We start from the raw sequence: 16115 nt of genomic DNA, 5'->3' as shown, positions 1-16115 counted from the left end.
CCGCCGACGGCGGACGACGCGCCTGCAGGGCCGTACGCGGTCGTGGACGGGTGGCCGCGTGTCCCTGACGGGATGGTGTTCGGCCCAGCGCTTGATGTGGCGGTTGACGCGCGAGGGCGCGTGCTGGTGAGCCATGCGGCCGGGCGCACGTCAGGGAACGACGCGCCGATCCGCGAACCCACGATCTTGGTGTTCGATCCAGAGACGGGCGAGCTGCTCGACGCGTGGGGAGAGGGGCTGTTCTTCTATCCACACGGGATCGAGGTGGATCGCAACGACTTCGTCTGGGTGACGGACTCCGAGCAGAACCGGGTGTTCAAGTTGACGGCGGAAGGGGATGTGGTCATGACCCTCGGCGAGGCGCCATGAAGGGCATCGGTGTGTGGATCCTCGTACTCCTCGCGGATATCGGGTGCGCGACGAGCCCCGAGCAGCTCGACCGGCCCACCAACGTGGCCTTCGGCCTGGACGGCGATATCTACGTGGCGGACGGCTACAACCATGCGCGGATCGCGCGCTTCTCCGAGGACGGCGGGTTCGTCATGGAGTGGGGCGAGAAGGGCTTCGGGCCGGGACAACTCGACACGCCTCACGGCATCGTCACCGACGACGAGGGGCGCGTCTACGTGGCGGACCGGGAGAACGCGCGTGTTCAGGTCTTCAGCGCGAACGGCCACTACCTGGCGCAGTGGAAGAGCGCCGCGTTGGGGCGACCGTGGGCGATCGCCTTCGGACCCGACCGGCACATCTACGTTGTAGACGGAGGCGATCAGGATCCAGAGCGGCCTCGGGGGCATGTGCTGCGGATGAGCCTCGACGGGAAGATCGTGGACCGGTGGAGCACATCGGGGGACGGTCCCGGGGAGATCGACTGGGGGCACGGGATCGCCGTTGGGCACGACGGCAGCGTCTACGTCACCAGCCTGAGGGGTCGCGGCGTGCAGAAGTTCCGGAGGACGAAGTGAGGAGGAGAGCGCGCGGGCTCGCGCTTACGATTACCGTGGTTGCCTCGGTCGAGGCGGCGCCGAGCTGGGCACAGACGACGGGGGACATTCCGTCGCGACCTGGCGGCCGCGGTCATATTGCGCTGTACGGCATTTTCACAGCCTCGCCGCAGAACCCGACGGTGGCTACGATTCATGTCGCGCCGCAGGTGGCGGCGGGCGTTCGCCTGAACAGCTGCCTGCACGCAACCACGGACGTCACCTCGGCCTGGACTACGTTTCGGATCGAGGGCGAGGCGCGGCGCTCGTCGTTTCGCTTCGGGAATCCGTTCGTGACCGTGCAGGCGGCGCTTCTCGAGGAGCGAAACCGCTCGATCTATGCCGGGGTCGGGGTTGCACCGCCGGTGACGACGTTCCCTGGCACCATCCCGAAGAATACGGAGGCCGAGTACAACTACGCGGTAGCTACAGCCGCGCGCGGGTTCGCGGATTACTGGATGTGGGCACCGAACGCGATCCCGATCGCGCTGTTGCTCCGCAGCCGGGCGGAGCTGTCCATGCCGGTGATCGTTGGCGCTGAGCTGGATCCAGCCGTGCTCGTTTCCGTGAACTCCAATCCGTCTCGGCTGGCGGTCGTGGCCGCCGCTCACGCGGGCTTGCGGATGGGTTTGCTGACACCCGGAGTGCGAGTGCAGATGCTCGCGCAGTCGGCACCGCTCGCAGGGCGAGATTTCTCACAATGGGCAGCAATCTTGTATGCGAATGTCGAATTCGAGCCGGTGTTCGTACGCTCCCAGGTTGCCGTCAACCTGGATGCGCCGTCCGGGCTGACCGGGCAGCGAGGGGCGACTACGTGGGGGGTATCGTTGGGAGGCGGGGTCCACCTTTAGAACTGTTGAGCGCTTTCTTTGGTTTTGTTGCCGGCCCGCGATGCATCGCCAGCATCCCCTCCATGGCCTTCGCAGCAGCCGCCGTTTACCGAGCCACATTGTGACGTCGCGGCGACGTCGCGCTCGACTGACGTTGCGCTCCGCACACGCCCTGCTCTGCCCCCCGACCTGACCATTGGGTGGCGCAGGTGGCGAAGAGGATGACGGCCGCCACCTCCTCGAACACCCAAATCCTCAAAAATCGGCCGATTTCGAGTCTGGCACGGCGTTTGATATACCCGTCAGGCATGAGTCAGCCTCGTGCGATCGTCCCCGGCGCTACGTATCTTCTCACCCGCCGTGTACTGCGAAGGCATTTTCTTTTCCGCCCCGATTCCGCGATCACACGGCTCGTGATCTATACCCTGGCCGTCTCGGCCCACCGCTATGGTATCCTCGTACACGCCCTCTGCGTGATGTCCACGCACATTCATATCGTTGTCACAGACACACGCGGCGAGCTCCCACGATTTTTGCAGAGATTCCATCGGCTTGTCGCTCTCGGGACCAAGATCTTGCGCGCGTGGGAGGGGCCGGTGTGGGACGATCGAGCAACGAGCGTGGTACGGCTAGCAACACGGGACGCTCTGGTGGAGAAGATCGCTTACACCCTCGCAAATCCAGTCGCTGCTGGTCTCGTACCGCATGCACATGAGTGGCCAGGAGCCAAGGTGCTCGTCGGCGACATCGGCTGCGGCGTGCTGCGCGCCCAACGCCCTGAAATATACTTCAATCCACAGAGCCCCGAATGGCCAACCGACGTAGCACTTGCGATCACGCTTCCACCATCGATCAGCGATTCCAATGCCGACAAATTTCGCCGGGAGATCACGGGAAGGATCGATCTGCACGAGAGACAGGCTCACGCTACCCTGAAGCGACAAAGGCTTGGCTTCCTCGGGGCTGCGCGCGCGAGGAATATTTCTCCTTACAAGCGAGCAACGAGCATCGACCCACTTCGCGATCTCAATCCAACGTTCGCAGTCGGCCGCCGGCAGGCAGACGCAAAGAACGCCGCCATCGCGGCCGTACAAGCATTTCGCATCGCATACCGACATTCGATCAATCAATGGCGTGCAGGTGTACGCAGCGTAACTTTCCCAGCGGGTACGTGGTGGATGCGCGTGTTCCACGGGGTCACCGTCAACGAGGGCGAGCCTGCGGCCGCATAGACGCAGGACCCGCACACGTTGACAAAATTATATTAAGACTGGAAACCAGGAGTCTCTGTTCACCCGTCGCACAACACGACCGACGCCTGGATGCGGCGTTGTTGCAAGCAAAGGACGGGACCAAGCATTCGATCTCCTTCAAGGCTCGATTCATGCGCAACAACGGACGATTCGGCTGGCCGGCAGGCGTACTGGCTCGCCAGCTCGGGTTCGCTCGGGGCTGCCAGGCTCGGCGTGAACAGAGTCCGAGCGGTCGAAAAGTCTGCGCGGAGTGGAGTCGAGAGTCGACATTACCATCGTGACGAGAGGCGATTCGGGGCCGGGACCGAGCTGGCGTGCGCGTCACGTAGCGCCCTGCACGGTGGGGTTGCGTTCCCGGCCGCAGCACGGTGGGGTTGTGCCCCGCGCGCGGCGCCAACCACGGTCGGGTCGAGACCGCGGGTCGAATCGCGCCGCCTATGCTAGACCGCGCTGCGCCGATGCCCCCCGAGCGCTCCCTCACTTCCACCTCGAGCTCCCCGCTCAGCGCCACGATCGCCGAGCTCTCAGGCCACGTCGACGACAGCGCCTCGAACGATACCGCTACCAGCGGCCCGCCGGCCGACTTCGAGCCGCTCCCGTCGTTCGATCTCCCGGCAGACCGCCGGGTCGTCACGCCCCGTGAGCTCGCCGCAGAGCTCGCCGCGGCGCCGCCTGGCACCCGTCATGTCACAGGCTCGGCCGGCTCGGCCGGCGCCCTCGTCATCCGTCGCCTCGTCGCGGCCGCCGCCGGGCGCCGGATCATCGCCCTGACTCCCGACGTCGACAGCGCCCGCGCTCTGGCGGCCGATACCTCGTTCCTGCTCGTCGATCGGGACGCCGATGACGCCGAGGCCGCCGGCTCGACCACGTTCGGCCGCGTCCTTCTCTACCTGCCGAACGAGGCCAGCCCTTACGCGGATGTCAACCCGGACCGCCGGGGCGCCCAGACCCGCCTCGCCACGCTCTTCCACCTCGGCATGGACCTTCCCTGGTCGGTCCTCGTCTGCCCCATCACCGCGCTCGCCCGCAGGGTCGTACCCAGGGACGAGATCACCGAACACGCCGAGCTCGTCATCGCCGAGCAGGAGATGGATCGCGACGCGCTCTCGGCCCGCCTCGGTGCATCGGGCTACGTCCGCAGCCCCCTCGTAGAAGACCCCGGCACCTTCGCCGTCCGCGGCGCCCTCCTCGATGTCTGGGCGCCTTCCGCCGAGCTGCCGGTGCGCATCGACTTTTACGGAGACATCGTCGCATCGATCAAGACCTTCAACCCCGACGACCAGCGCACGGTCACCGAGGTGAAGGAGGTCTGGATCCCGCCGGCGCGCGAGGCGATCCTCACGCCTGCCAATGTCGAGCGCGCCCGCCAGCGGGTACGCGCCGCGTGTGACGTCATCGACTTCCCCTCAACCAAGGCGCGCGCGCTGGTCGACGACGTCGCGAGCGGCCGCGCCTTCTTCGGGGCCGAAGGCTACTTGCCTGCCTTCATCGACCTCGCGTCGTTCACGTCGTACCTGCCCGACGACGCGCTCATCCTCCTTGAGGACCCGGCCTCCGTCACCGCCGCCGTGCGCAACGAGCTCGGTCGCGCTGCGGCCGACCGGAGCAACAAGGACCGTGAGCCGCACTTCCCGCTGGCCTCCTTCTACGAGGACGAGGCACACGTTGCCTCGTGGCTCGGCGCGCGTACCGTGCTTGCCCTGCACCGCACCGGGGTTGAGGGTGCTGCGGAAAACCGGAACTCGCTGGAGCGCTTCGAGGTCGTCCCTGAGAACGTCCCGTCGCTCGCGACGCGCGACCAGTCGGACCTCGAGCGCGCCATCAAGACGGCTCGCGCGTCACGCGGCAAGCACGGCGCTCTCGACCCGCTCGTTCGTCGCGTGGTCGCATGGCAAGAAGCAGGCCTACGAGTGCTTGTCGCTGCGCGCGCACAGACCCAGGTTGAGCGCCTCGTCGCCCTTCTCCGCCATCGCGACGTGCGGGTGAAGGCCAACCTCGGTCCGTTCGACCCCGCTTTCTTCGATGGCAGCAGCTCCGCCTCTCCGCGCGACACGGCCCTCGTCGTCACGGGCTCTCTTGCGCGCGGCGTCATCGCTCCTGCCGAGGGGCTCGCGCTGGTCACGGAGGAGGAAATCTTCGGTGCCCGCGCTCACCGCCGCGCCGCGCGCGCCGCCGCCTCCTCCACGAAGCCGTCGCAGGCCTTCCTCGAGGACCTCCGCAACCTCGGCGTCGGCGACTACGTCGTCCACGTAGAGCACGGCATCGGGCGGTACCTTGGCCTCGTCCACAAGCAGGTCGGCTCAACCACGGTCGATCTCATCGCCGTCGAGTACGCCGGCGGCGACAAGCTCTACCTCCCGGTCTACCGCCTGAACCAGATCCAGAAATTCAGCGGCGGCGAAGGCGCCCCCAAGCTCGACCGGCTCGGCGGGCAGACGTTCGCCAAGACAAAGGCGCGGGTCGAGAAGAGCGTCCGCAAGATGGCCGACGAGCTCCTCCGCCTCTACGCCGAGCGCCGCGCCGCCACGGCGGAGCCCGTTCCACCTCCGGACGACGATTACCGCGCCTTCGAAGCGACCTTCCCCTTCGACGAGACACCCGACCAGGCCCGGGCGATCACCGAGGTTACGGCCGACCTCGAGTCCGGCCGTCCGATGGACCGCCTCGTCTGCGGCGATGTCGGGTTCGGAAAGACCGAGGTTGCCATCCGCGCCGCCTTCCGCGCCGCGAACGCCGGCAGGCAGGTCGCCGTCCTCTGCCCAACCACGGTGCTCGCGCAGCAGCACTACCTCAGCTTCCGATCCCGGATGGCCTCCTACCCCATCGAGGTCCGCGTCATGTCCCGCTTCCAGACCAAGCAGGAGCAGGACGAGGTCTCCCGCGGCCTCCGCGACGGCAGCGTCGACGTCGTGATCGGCACCCACCGCCTCCTCTCCAAGGACGTCCACTTCAAGCGGCTCGGCCTCCTCGTCGTCGACGAGGAGCAGCGCTTCGGCGTCACCCACAAGGAGCGCATCAAGGCGCTCAAGACCAACGTCGACGTCCTCACGCTCTCGGCCACCCCCATCCCCCGCACCCTCCAGATGGCGGTCTCCGGCCTCCGCGACATGTCGATCATCACGACCCCCCCGGTCGATCGCCGCGCCATCCGCACCGTGGTGACCCGCCACGACGAGGCCGTCCTCCGCGACGCCGTCCTCCGCGAGCTCGGCCGCGGCGGCCAGGTGTTCTACGTCTACAACCGCGTCGAGGGCCTCTACGAGCGCGCCGCCCGCCTCGCCGAGCTCGTCCCGAGCGCCCGCATCTGCGTCGCCCACGGCCAGATGAGCGAGCACAACCTCGAGCAGACGATGCTCGACTTCGTCGAGGGGCGCTACGACGTCCTCTGCGCCACCGCCATCATCGAGAGCGGCCTCGACATCCCCCGCGCCAACACGATCCTCATCGACCGCGCCGACATGTTCGGCCTCTCGCAGCTCTACCAGCTGCGCGGCCGTGTCGGCCGCTCCAAGGAGCGCGCTTACTGCTACCTCATCGTCCCGCCCCCGAACGCCATGACCGACGAGGCCCGTGCCCGCATCGAGGCCCTCGAGCGCCACACCGAGCTCGGCTCCGGTTTCCAGATCGCCTCGCTCGACCTGGAGCTTCGCGGCTCCGGTGACCTCCTCGGCGCCGAGCAGAGCGGCACCGTCGCCCAGGTTGGCTTCGAGCTCTTCTGCCAGATGCTCGACGAGGCCGTCCACGAGCTGCGCGGCGAACCCGTGGTCCACGACGTCGACACCGAGCTCTCCTTCGACGCCGACGCGCTTCTTCCAGAGGAGTACATTTCCGATGTAGGCGTACGCCTCTCCCTCTACAAGCGGCTCGCTGGTGCCGCCTCGACCGAGGACGTGCAGGACCTCGCGGTCGAGATGGAGGATCGCTTCGGCCCGCCTCCGCTCGAGGCGCGCCGGTTCGTGCACCTCATGCGGCTCAAGACCGAGCTGCGCCGGCTGAAGGCGCTCGCATGCGAGGCGAGCGCCAAGGGCGTCACGCTGCACTTGCGCGAGGACACCCCGCTCGATCATGCCAAGGTGCTCAAGCTGGTCCAGCCGAAGGCCTCACCCTACCGACTCTCGCCCGACATGCGCCTCACCCGCCGAGCCAAGGAGGGCGAAGCCTTCACGAGCGGTCTGGAGGCGACCGACAAGCTCCTCAGCGAGCTCGCCGGCTGTCTCAAGGATGGCAGTGATCTCGCGTAGCGTGAGTGCCCACGACGTCGTCGCGCCCCGCTGAAGCGCGCGGCCGAGGCGACGCGGCGCTCCGGCGGTGATAATCTCCCTTGAGCGGAGGGACGGATGATCGATCGCCCGGATCGCGAGCGGCTCGCGGCGCTCCAGCAGAGCGTCATGACGTGCTGGTACAGCCCCTTCCAGCTGGCCCGCTCCGCGCTCGACATGACCGTCTCCCGCCTGATGGGCGCGCGCGGCGATTTCCGCCTCATCGAGGCGATCGCGGGGCCGCAGCCGCCCTTCGACTATGCCGTCCGAAACGGCGTCATGCGCGACGAGCTCTGGATCGATTACGTGGCGGACACAGGCGATGGCTTCAACCCCACCTATGCGATCGCCAGCCTGCTCGCACGGCCGGTCCTCTTGCTGGGCGACCGGGAGACGAGGCGCGGAGAGGTGCTCATCATGGGCGGCGACCAGGTCTACCCCTCGGCCACGCGTCAGGCGTACTGGACGCGGCTCGTCGAGCCCTACGCGGCCGCGCTCCCGAAGGCCGATGTGACGGATCCGCCGCACCTGTTCGCCATCCCTGGCAACCACGACTGGTACGACGGGCTGATGAGCTTCATGCGCCTCTTCGGCCAGAAACGCACGCTCGGCGCCTGGAAGACGTTCCAGTCGCGGAGCTACTTCGCGCTGAAGCTGCCCCACGGCTTCTGGCTGCTCGGCGTCGACATCCAGCTCGAGTCCGACATCGACCAGCCGCAGATCGAGTATTTCTGCAAGCTGGCGACGCACGACATGCGCGACGGCGATCGCGTGATCCTCTGCACCGCCGAGCCCGACTGGGTGAAGGGCGCCATCTACAACCCAGAGCTCCAGAGCAACCTCGCCTTCTTCGAGAAGCAGCTCGCCGACGCGCGGCCCGGGGTCGAGATCGTCGCGCGCATCGCCGGAGATCTGCACCACTATCGCCGCCACGAGTCCGCGGACGGCCGGCAAAACGTCATCGCCGGCGGCGGCGGCGCGTTCCTCCACCCGACCCACGGCGAGCCGGTCACCGTGGTCCGCTCCGGCGCGGGCGCCGACCAACGCCCTTATATGTTGCGTGCCTCGTTTCCGTCAGAGTCGGAGTCGCGCCGGCTCGCCTGGCGCAACCTCTCGTTCGCTCGGCACAACCTCGGCTTCTGGCCTGCCGCCGCCTTCGTCTACATGCTCTCCTCCCTGACGCTGCCCCGTCCCGGGCCGGGGGCCGTGGGGTGGGTCCTCGTCGTCGTGCTCGTGTTCATCGTCTTCACGGACACCTACAAGACCTGGTATCGCCGGTTCGCGGGCTCGCTCCACGCGCTCGCGCACCTCGGGGCGGCGCTGGGGCTCGCGCACCTCGGCGGCGCGCTGCTCGGCGTCGACGTCCGGGACCTCCCGTCCATGTGGAGCCTCCTCGGCGTGACGCTCTTCGTCGGCGCCACCGGCGCCGTGGTCGGGTCGACGATCATGGGCGTCTATCTCCTGATCTCGCTCAACGTCGCGCGGCGGCACGGCAACGAAGCGTTCTCGGCGCTCCGGATCCAGGACTACAAGAACTTCTTGCGGATTCACGTCCACCGCGACGGCCTCACCCTCTATCCCGTCGGGCTGAGGAGGGTGCCGCGCGCGTGGAAGGTGGCCGACGATCGCAAGCCCGGCGAGCCGCGCTTCATCCCCGCCCAGGGCGCCCTGGCGCCGGAGCTCATCGAGGAGCCCATCACCATCCCGACCGCGCGGCAGCCACGCCGGCCCGGCCAACTCAAGGTCGACGCGGCAAGCGCCGGGCACCGCGAGTGCCCCGCGGGCGAGCGGCGGAGTCGCCCCCCCGCAGCGGGCGCCGCGGCGGGAGCTGGCGCGCCCGAGCCGTAGAGGCAGACCGGAGCCCTGGCGATCGTTCCCTCCATGAGGCAGTTCGCCTCAGCCGGGACATTCTGCCTTCGCTCTGGCAGGCACAACCACATCCGGGCGGTCGAATCGTGGAAGCGGTCGACCGTAGAAGGACTCTTGCGTGCCGAGCTCGCCGCGCGCTCCTGCGCGCGCGAACGTGAGATCAGTGGGCGCAGCGAGGTTTCTGGCGCGAGCCGGCTGCGCTCAGGGCGACGCGGCGGCGTTGGGCAGCCTCGGCGGAGCGGCCTTGGGACAGATCTCGCGCAGCTCGCCGGGGGGCGAGAGCGGATCGGGGCCTTCCCTGGGGCAGGAGCCCGGGCCATTCGCGATGGCGTCCTGACCGCGGTCCTCCGGGGTCCATTCGCGGTTGATGCCGGGCGCGTTCGCGAGCCCCTCGGCGCAAGCCGCGGAGGCGGCGAGGAGCAGCGCGAGCGCGGCGCGCATCGAGGAGCGGCCAAGAGAGCGTTTCATAGGCACATTCCATCTCCCCGCGGCGCCGGCGCTGGCGGCGCCGGTCCACGGAAGCTGTCAGGGTTTCCCGTCACCCGTCTCCCGACTGACCTTCACGGTCCGTGCCAGGTCGAGGTTGCCGGACCGATCGGGATGCCGGGCCGCCCGCCGCGGCCGCCAGCGGCGGCCGAGCCGAGCGCGGCCACGGCGACCCCAATTTCCGGCTACGACGTGCGCATGGCTTGCGCCCCAACGCAAATGCCCCAGGTGGTGGGCGCGGGGGTCCGTGCGGGACGCGATCCCGGAAGGAGTGTCGATCATGGCGAGAGACGTCATCGAGGTGCTCAACGACCTCATCCAGCTCGATCGCGACGCGATCGCCGCTTATGACCAGGCCATCGAGGCGTGCGGGCACGCTCATACCAGGGAGAGGCTCGCGAGCTTCAGGGACGATCACGCGCGCCACGTCGTGGATCTGAGCGCGCATGTGACGTCGCTCGGCGGCATCGCGGCGCAGACCCGCGACCTCAAGGGCAAGTTCATCGAAGCGTTCACGGCCATCACGAGCAGGGGAGACCAGAGCGCGCTCCTCGCCATGCGCGGTAACGAGGAGCTCACGAACCGGCAATACCAGGCGGCGCTGGACGAGTCGCTCACGGCCGAGGCGCGCGCGATCGTCGAGCGCAACTACACTGATGAGCAGCGGCACCTCGCGTGGATCAAGGACGCGCTGTCAAGGAAGGTCTGGGAACAAGCCGCCTAGTGGGCGGTCGGCCCGCGGCGGTGGTGAGTACGATCGGAAGCAGATTCTACGGTTGGGGGTAATATGAAATCGAATCGGTCCATCCAACTCGCGCTCGCCATGGGAGCGCTCGCGGTCGTGCCGGCGCTCGCGGCAGCACAGACGGGCGGCACGGGCTCGCCGCAGCAACGCGAATCGGGCTCGCCGGGAGCGGCGCAGGGCGGCGCGCAGCATCAGGGCGACAAGCCCAGCCCGAGCGGCGCACAGCGCACGCAGCAGCAACAGGGGCAGAGTCAGAAGAAACAGGCGATGAATCTCAAGGAGCAGATCTCGTTCCCGGTCGAGGAAGGGTGCACCTACACGGCCTCCGTCAACGGTCGGATCGATCCCGTCGCGGCGGGCAAGTCGCAGCAGCCGTCGGGCGGCCAGACCGGCAGCGGCAACCTGGGACGGAGCGGCGGCGCGGGTGTGCAGGGCCAGACCGACGGCAGCCAGGCCCAGCCCCACGAAGGCGCCCAGGCCGGCAGGGCTCAAGGGGGCGGTCAGGCCGGGCCAGGTGCCGACTACCGCGAAGGTCAGGAGAAGGTGAAGCCCAACCTCACCGTCGCCGCCAGCGTCAGCTGCCCGAACGCGGTCGATCTCAAGGTCTCGGACACGCTGAAGACGGACAAGGCCATCAGCCGCTCGGAGCTCGAGGAGATGATCTCGCGTCGAACGAGCATCGCGACCGAGAAGGGCGGCCGCTTCTGCATGTACGTGCCGCAGTTCGAGCTGACCCGCGAGAAGCTGAGCGGAAAGGGCATCGCCCAGCTCTGCCGCGTGCCCGCGGGGGCCGAGAAGGGCGGAACGCCGTAAACGCCGGAGGGGGGAGAGGGCGATCCTGAGAGCGCGTGCTCTCAGGATCGCCCGGTGAACGCGCCGCTGCGCTGCGGGCGCGCCGGCTCAGGGGGTCGGCGTGGGCAGCGGACAGGAGTTCAGCCTGCCGATGACGAAGGGCCGCGCCGGGACGGTCGTGCTCGTGATCGGGAAATAATTGCCGCTTGAAACCGAGGTGACGCTCCAGGTGTGGCCCACGGGGACTCCCGAGGCATCGGTATAGATGCGCATGTAGCCCGTCCCCGGCCCTCCGACGAAGTCGCTGCACGTGTTCGTCCACCGGCTGTCACGCCAGGTGGTGCTGCATCCGTGGACCGAACTGGTGGAGTCGGCGATCGGCAGCGCCCACTGGGTCGTGCCCGTGTAGATCGGGTTGAGGGCCGTCGTGAGCTGCTGCGCCGGGCCCGTGACGATCACGGTATGCCCGCCGTATGCGGTCTGTACGCCGCCTGCCACCGTCTTGTTGATGACGAGCACGTCACCCGCAGCGACGTTGGAGATGTTCGAAATCAGCGAGACGATGGCCCCGGGCTTGGTGAACTCGGTATAGTACTTCTCCGAGCTCGGGCTCGTCGAACCCCAGTAGTAGGACATGTTGGCCGCGTCGTTCACCGCGTCCACGATCGGGTCTGGGTCGGACCAGAACTCCTCTTTCTGAACGTTCGTGAGGAAGACGGCTCCGTTCCCAGACGGCGTACCGGCAGCGATGAAATCGAGAGCTCCGTCGGAGAGCAGGGAGCACGCATCGGCCGGGGCAGCGCCGAGCGCGACGAAAGACGCAGCAGCAGACACCATCAGAAAGCGAACCGCATTGCTGAGCATGAAGTACCTCGGTTGACGGTTACCACGTTGCCGTTCCGCAGGCCGAGCAGATTCGGTTGAGGAGGTCGATCGTGTACAGCAAGAGAATCGCACCTGGTCGCGTCGAGCCTAGCATCCACTGTTTACTTCCAAAGCACGGCATTCGTCAACACACTTCGAGCACGTTATCCATCGATTCAATCACTTTTCTGTGTTCATGTAGGACACGAGAGTTCTTCAGACGGCACTGCCGGATACTGTCCACCGCGTGATGGTGACCTGTAGTCATCGAATCAGTCATCTCGCGGCTGACGCTGCGCGCCAGCGTCCGCGAAGGGCTACCTCGTAACACATCGCCCTGGAAACTGACCTGAGTGGAATCCAGCAACACGCCAAGCGCTGAGCGCCGGGGGGCTCGATGGGGCCGCGACGGCGACCGCAGGAGGGGAATGTCGCCGACCGGGTGAGGCGAGGCATGCTGGGGACGCCGCGAGGCGGCTCGAGACAAGCCGCCTCGCCCCCGCGCTCGTCCGGACGGACCGCCTCAGTACGGCATCTCATCCAGCGCAGGCACCTCCGGGGGCCGCCCCCGCGCGCCGTTCTTCCCGAGCCGCGCCGTGGTCGGCACGCCCGCCCCGGGCTGCGTCGGCTCGCCGTCGTCGTCCGGACCCGGCACGGGCTCCGTCAACGCGGCCCGCCGCCCCGCGAAGCGGAGATCCCGCGCGATCACCTCGGTGCGGTAGCGCTTGATCCCGTCCTTCTCGTAGCTCGACGTGCGCAGCCCGCCCTCGATGAGCACGCCGTCCCCCTTCGTCAGCACCTTGGCCAGCGCCTCGGCGCGCGGCCCCCAGAACACGATGCTGTGCCACTCGGTGCGCTCCTTGGGCTCCTTGTTCCTGTCCACGAACGACTCGTTCGTCGCCATGCGCAGGTGAAGCACCGGGGTGCCGTTGCCCGTGTAGCGCAGCTCAGGATCCGCGCCGAGATTGCCCATGAGGATCACCTTGTTCAGTCCTTCGTTCATGACATGCTCCAGTTCGCTTCTGTGTTGTCGTCTGCTGTCGTTCTCTTGTCCGTGTCGTCTCTGCCGTCGCTCACCATCCGCCGGCGCCCACCGCCCTGCGCCTCTCGCGAGGCGCGGCGTCGTCGCGCAGCGAGAGCGGCCGCGCCGGCGGCGGCGAGCCGCCGGGCGCGCCGACCGCCCCGAGATCAGGAATCCATCGCCGCGCTGCCGTTGCTACCGTTAGCTCGCGCCGGCGCCGCCGCGTCGACGGCGGCGCGGAGCGACGAGGCGAGCGTCGGCTTGCCGAGCAGCGCCTCGCGGGCGCGCTCCCTCCCCTGCCCGATGTGCTCACCCGCGAACGACAGGTGCGCGCCGCTCTTCTCCACGACCCCGAGCTGGCAGGCGAAGTCGATGAGATCCGCCGCGCCGTCGATGCCCGCTCCCCACCGGATGTCGAACTCGGCTTCTCTGAACGGAGGAGCCATCTTGTTCTTGACCACCTTGACGCGCGTCCTGCTTCCAATGGCCTCGTCGCTCACCTTCACCGGCCCCACCCGGCGCACGTCGAGCCGCACGCTCGCGTAGAACTTGAGCGCATTGCCGCCGGTCGTCACCTCGGGATTGCCGAAGACGACGCCGATCTTCTGCCGGAGCTGGTTGATGAAGATGAGCGTGGTGTCGGTGCGGTGGCATATGCCCGTGAGCTTCCGCAGCGCCTGGCTCATCAGCCGCGCCTGGAGGCCCATGTGCGAATCGCCCATGTCCCCCTCGATCTCGGCCTTGGGCGTGAGCGCAGCCACCGAGTCGACGACGATCACGTCAACGGCGCTCGAGCGCGCGAGCATCTCGACGATCTCGAGCGCCTGCTCGCCGTTGTCCGGCTGCGAGACGAGCAGCCTGTCGATGTCGACGCCGAGCGAGCGCGCGTACGTGACGTCGAACGCGTGCTCGGCGTCGATGAACGCGGCGACGCCGCCCGCGCGCTGCGCCTCCCGCATCGCGTGCAACGTGAGCGTGGTCTTCCCCGACGACTCCGGGCCATAGATCTCCACGATGCGCCCGCGCGGGTATCCCCCGATCCCCAGCGCCGCGTCGAGCGACAGGGATCCGGTCCGGATCAGGCCGATGTCCCGGGTCTCGCTCTCGTCGTTCAATGACATGATCGCCCCCTTCCCGAACTGCTTCTCGATGGTGCCTACGACGGTCTTCACGGTGCGGAGCTTCTCAGCGATCTCGGTCATCATCTCGGTCTCTCCTTTTCGACGTGCGTTCGTTGCTTGTTGCGGTTCAATTGTTGCGTGTTGAACGTGCGCGCCCCCGAGCGCGCAGACAGACGATCCAGCGCGGCCGTCGGGGCGGCCGCGATCGCGCCCGCATCTCTGCGGGCGCGGTGGTCCTTGGCCTTGCGGCGAGCTCAGGCGCCCGCGGCGGTGGTGGCGGGCGCCGGCCCGCAGGCGGCCTCGCGATCGAACAGCCGCGCGCCGATCGCCTCGGCCACGTGCGCTGCCCGCACGGCAGAGCTCCTGTCCATGTCGGCGAGCGTGCGGGCGACCCGCAGCACCTTGGTATACGCCCGCGCCGAGAGGCCGAGCCGCTCCACGGCCGACGCGAGCACGCGCGCGCCGGTCGCGTCCGGCATGGCGACGCGCGCGAGATCGCGCGGGCCGAGCTCGGCGTTGTGCGTCGCCGCCACCTCCCCCGCCTCGAAGCGCGCGCGCTGCGCGGCCCGGGCCTCGACCACGCGCGACCGCACCGCCGCGGAGCTCTCGGGCGCGTCGAGCGACGACCGGCCGTCGGCGAGCGGCGCGCACAGGTGAGCGACGTCGACGGGCGGCAAGGAGATGTGAAGATCGATGCGATCGAGCATCGGCCCGCTCAGCCTCGCGCGGTAGGCGCGGACACGATCGAGGGAGCAGGCGCAGCGATTGCCGCGGTCGCCATGGAAGCCGCACGGACAGGGGTTGATGGCGGCCACCAGGATCGGACGCGCCGGGAACACGACGCGGGCGCGGGCGCGGCAAAGTGCGACCGTGCCCTCTTCGAGCGGCTCGCGGAGCGCCTCGAGGACGCCGCGGCGGAACTCGAGCAGCTCGTCGAGGAACAGGCACCCGTGGTGGGCCAGGGAGACCTCGCCGGGGCGGATGGGATCCCCGCCGCCGACGAGGCCCGCGGCGCTCACGGTATGATGCGGGGCGCGGAACGGGCGAACCGCGACGAGGCCCCTGTCCGGGGAGAGCAGCCCGGCGACAGAATGGATCGCGGTGATATCGAGCGCCTCGTCGTAGGACATCGGCGGCAAGATCGTTGGCAGGCGCCGAGCAAGCATGGTCTTTCCGCTGCCTGGCGGGCCGACCATGATCAGGTTGTGTCCCCCGGAAGCGGCAATCTCGAGGGCGCGGCGCGCCCCGTGCTGGCCGCGGACCTCCGCGAGATCTGCCGCTGCAGCGCTCGGCTCCGCGTCGATCGCGGCCATTGTCCCCGCGCCCGGCAGGGGCTTGTTGCCGCGGAGGTGCGCGACGACCTGGCCGAGGTGCTCCGCGATGAGGACGTCGATACCAGCCACGCTCGCCGCTTCGCGCGCGTTTCCCTGGGGCACGATCGCGCGCGTGACCCCCTGCGCCGCCGCGCCGCGCAGCGCCGGCAGGACGCCGCGCACGGGGCGCACCGCGCCGCTCAACGACAGCTCGCCCAGCAGGCCAATCCGGTCGAGCCCCTCGGCGGGCACCTTGCCGAGCGCCGCGAGCGCGGCGATCGCGATGGCGAGGTCGTACGCGCCACCGCTCTTCTTGAGGTCTGCCGGGGCGAGGTTCACGGTGATCACATATTCGTCAAGTTCGATGCCCAGTTGCTGGAGCGCGGCGCGGACGCGCACGCGGCTCTCGCGGACGCTCGCCTCGGCGAGGCCCACCATCTGGAAGAACGACGGACCGCGGCCCGAGTCGACCTCCACCCGGATGGGGTGCGCGTCGAGCCCGAGCAGAGAGAACGTGAGCGCCGTGGCCTGCATGCCGGAGCCCTTTCGCGAAAGGCGTGCCAGACAGAGAGGGCGGCG

Annotated in this window: 13 protein-coding genes; 8 read left to right on the top strand and 5 right to left on the bottom strand. The window is 68.5% G+C overall.

Translation table 11 applies throughout. The annotated features are described in order from the left end of the window. Positions 1-120 precede the first annotated feature (120 nt). The 6 genes from WME73_RS14735 (at position 121) to WME73_RS14710 (ending at position 9173) form a co-directional block, all read left to right on the top strand. Positions 121-369, top strand: coding sequence for a hypothetical protein (locus WME73_RS14735; RefSeq protein ID WP_437746077.1), 249 nt, complete (start codon positions 121-123; stop codon positions 367-369). After that, a complete protein-coding gene (locus tag WME73_RS14730; RefSeq protein ID WP_437746076.1) occupies positions 366-965 on the top strand; it encodes a 6-bladed beta-propeller in 600 nt (199 codons plus the stop codon). Before WME73_RS14735 ends, WME73_RS14730 begins: the two co-directional genes overlap by 4 nt. A 35-nt stretch (positions 966-1000) precedes the next feature. Beyond that, positions 1001-1834, top strand: a complete 834-nt coding sequence (locus WME73_RS14725; RefSeq protein WP_437746075.1) for a hypothetical protein — start codon at positions 1001-1003, stop codon at positions 1832-1834. Positions 1835-2121: 287 nt separating this feature from the next. Then, the gene (locus WME73_RS14720) at positions 2122-3045 is read left to right on the top strand and encodes a transposase (protein WP_437747978.1); all 924 of its coding nucleotides are present in this window, start codon (positions 2122-2124) and stop codon (positions 3043-3045) included. A gap of 479 nt (positions 3046-3524) precedes the next feature. Beyond that, positions 3525-7307 (top strand): transcription-repair coupling factor, encoded by a 3783-nt coding sequence (gene mfd / locus WME73_RS14715; RefSeq protein ID WP_437916083.1) that lies wholly within the window; start codon positions 3525-3527, stop codon positions 7305-7307. 96 nt (positions 7308-7403) lie between these two features. Continuing rightward, positions 7404-9173, top strand: a complete 1770-nt coding sequence (locus WME73_RS14710) for a metallophosphoesterase (RefSeq protein ID WP_437916082.1) — start codon at positions 7404-7406, stop codon at positions 9171-9173. Between the two features lie 222 nt (positions 9174-9395). Here the strand turns inward: WME73_RS14710 and WME73_RS14705 are convergent, their stop codons facing one another. Further along, positions 9396-9662, bottom strand: coding sequence for a hypothetical protein (locus tag WME73_RS14705; protein ID WP_437746072.1), 267 nt, complete (start codon positions 9660-9662; stop codon positions 9396-9398). Between the two features lie 298 nt (positions 9663-9960). On the opposite strand from WME73_RS14705, the gene WME73_RS14700 reads away from it, so the two are divergent. After that, positions 9961-10404 carry a ferritin-like domain-containing protein gene (locus WME73_RS14700; protein WP_437746071.1) on the top strand — a complete coding sequence of 148 codons (444 nt, stop codon included), beginning with the start codon at positions 9961-9963 and terminating at the stop codon, positions 10402-10404. Positions 10405-10503: 99 nt separating this feature from the next. Further along, positions 10504-11238 carry a hypothetical protein gene (locus tag WME73_RS14695; RefSeq protein WP_437916081.1) on the top strand — a complete coding sequence of 245 codons (735 nt, stop codon included), beginning with the start codon at positions 10504-10506 and terminating at the stop codon, positions 11236-11238. Between the two features lie 87 nt (positions 11239-11325). Here the strand turns inward: WME73_RS14695 and WME73_RS14690 are convergent, their stop codons facing one another. From WME73_RS14690 to WME73_RS14675, 4 genes are all read right to left on the bottom strand, one after another. Further along, positions 11326-12081, bottom strand: a complete 756-nt coding sequence (locus tag WME73_RS14690) for a hypothetical protein (RefSeq protein WP_437916079.1) — start codon at positions 12079-12081, stop codon at positions 11326-11328. 523 nt (positions 12082-12604) lie between these two features. Next, a complete protein-coding gene (locus WME73_RS14685; RefSeq protein WP_437746068.1) occupies positions 12605-13084 on the bottom strand; it encodes a single-stranded DNA-binding protein in 480 nt (159 codons plus the stop codon). A 185-nt stretch (positions 13085-13269) separates the two neighbouring features. Further along, positions 13270-14307, bottom strand: coding sequence for a recombinase RecA (recA, locus tag WME73_RS14680; protein WP_437746067.1), 1038 nt, complete (start codon positions 14305-14307; stop codon positions 13270-13272). Between the two features lie 170 nt (positions 14308-14477). Then, complete coding sequence (locus tag WME73_RS14675) at positions 14478-16070, bottom strand: YifB family Mg chelatase-like AAA ATPase (protein ID WP_437916078.1); 1593 nt, start codon at positions 16068-16070, stop codon at positions 14478-14480. Positions 16071-16115 lie beyond the last annotated feature (45 nt).

This window comes from Sorangium sp. So ce302, assembly GCF_051530145.1.
In the GTDB taxonomy this organism is placed as follows: Bacteria; Myxococcota_A; Polyangia; order Polyangiales; family Polyangiaceae; genus Sorangium; species Sorangium cellulosum_B.
The sequence above is the reverse complement of the archived record's forward strand: the minus strand, read 5'-3'. Positions and strand labels throughout refer to the sequence as shown.

Excerpts from the sequence above, each read along its gene's own strand:
- WME73_RS14730 (WP_437746076.1), top strand. The coding sequence starts at position 366 with ATGAAGGGCATCGGTGTGTGGATCCTCGTACTCCTCGCGGATATCGGG.
- WME73_RS14720 (WP_437747978.1), top strand. The coding sequence starts at position 2,122 with ATGAGTCAGCCTCGTGCGATCGTCCCCGGCGCTACGTATCTTCTCACC.
- mfd (WP_437916083.1), top strand. The coding sequence starts at position 3,525 with ATGCCCCCCGAGCGCTCCCTCACTTCCACCTCGAGCTCCCCGCTCAGC.
- WME73_RS14710 (WP_437916082.1), top strand. The coding sequence starts at position 7,404 with ATGATCGATCGCCCGGATCGCGAGCGGCTCGCGGCGCTCCAGCAGAGC.
- WME73_RS14705 (WP_437746072.1), bottom strand. The coding sequence starts at position 9,662 with ATGAAACGCTCTCTTGGCCGCTCCTCGATGCGCGCCGCGCTCGCGCTG.
- WME73_RS14700 (WP_437746071.1), top strand. The coding sequence starts at position 9,961 with ATGGCGAGAGACGTCATCGAGGTGCTCAACGACCTCATCCAGCTCGAT.
- WME73_RS14695 (WP_437916081.1), top strand. The coding sequence starts at position 10,504 with ATGGGAGCGCTCGCGGTCGTGCCGGCGCTCGCGGCAGCACAGACGGGC.
- WME73_RS14690 (WP_437916079.1), bottom strand. The coding sequence starts at position 12,081 with ATGCTCAGCAATGCGGTTCGCTTTCTGATGGTGTCTGCTGCTGCGTCT.
- WME73_RS14685 (WP_437746068.1), bottom strand. The coding sequence starts at position 13,084 with ATGAACGAAGGACTGAACAAGGTGATCCTCATGGGCAATCTCGGCGCG.
- recA (WP_437746067.1), bottom strand. The coding sequence starts at position 14,307 with ATGATGACCGAGATCGCTGAGAAGCTCCGCACCGTGAAGACCGTCGTA.
- WME73_RS14675 (WP_437916078.1), bottom strand. The coding sequence starts at position 16,070 with ATGCAGGCCACGGCGCTCACGTTCTCTCTGCTCGGGCTCGACGCGCAC.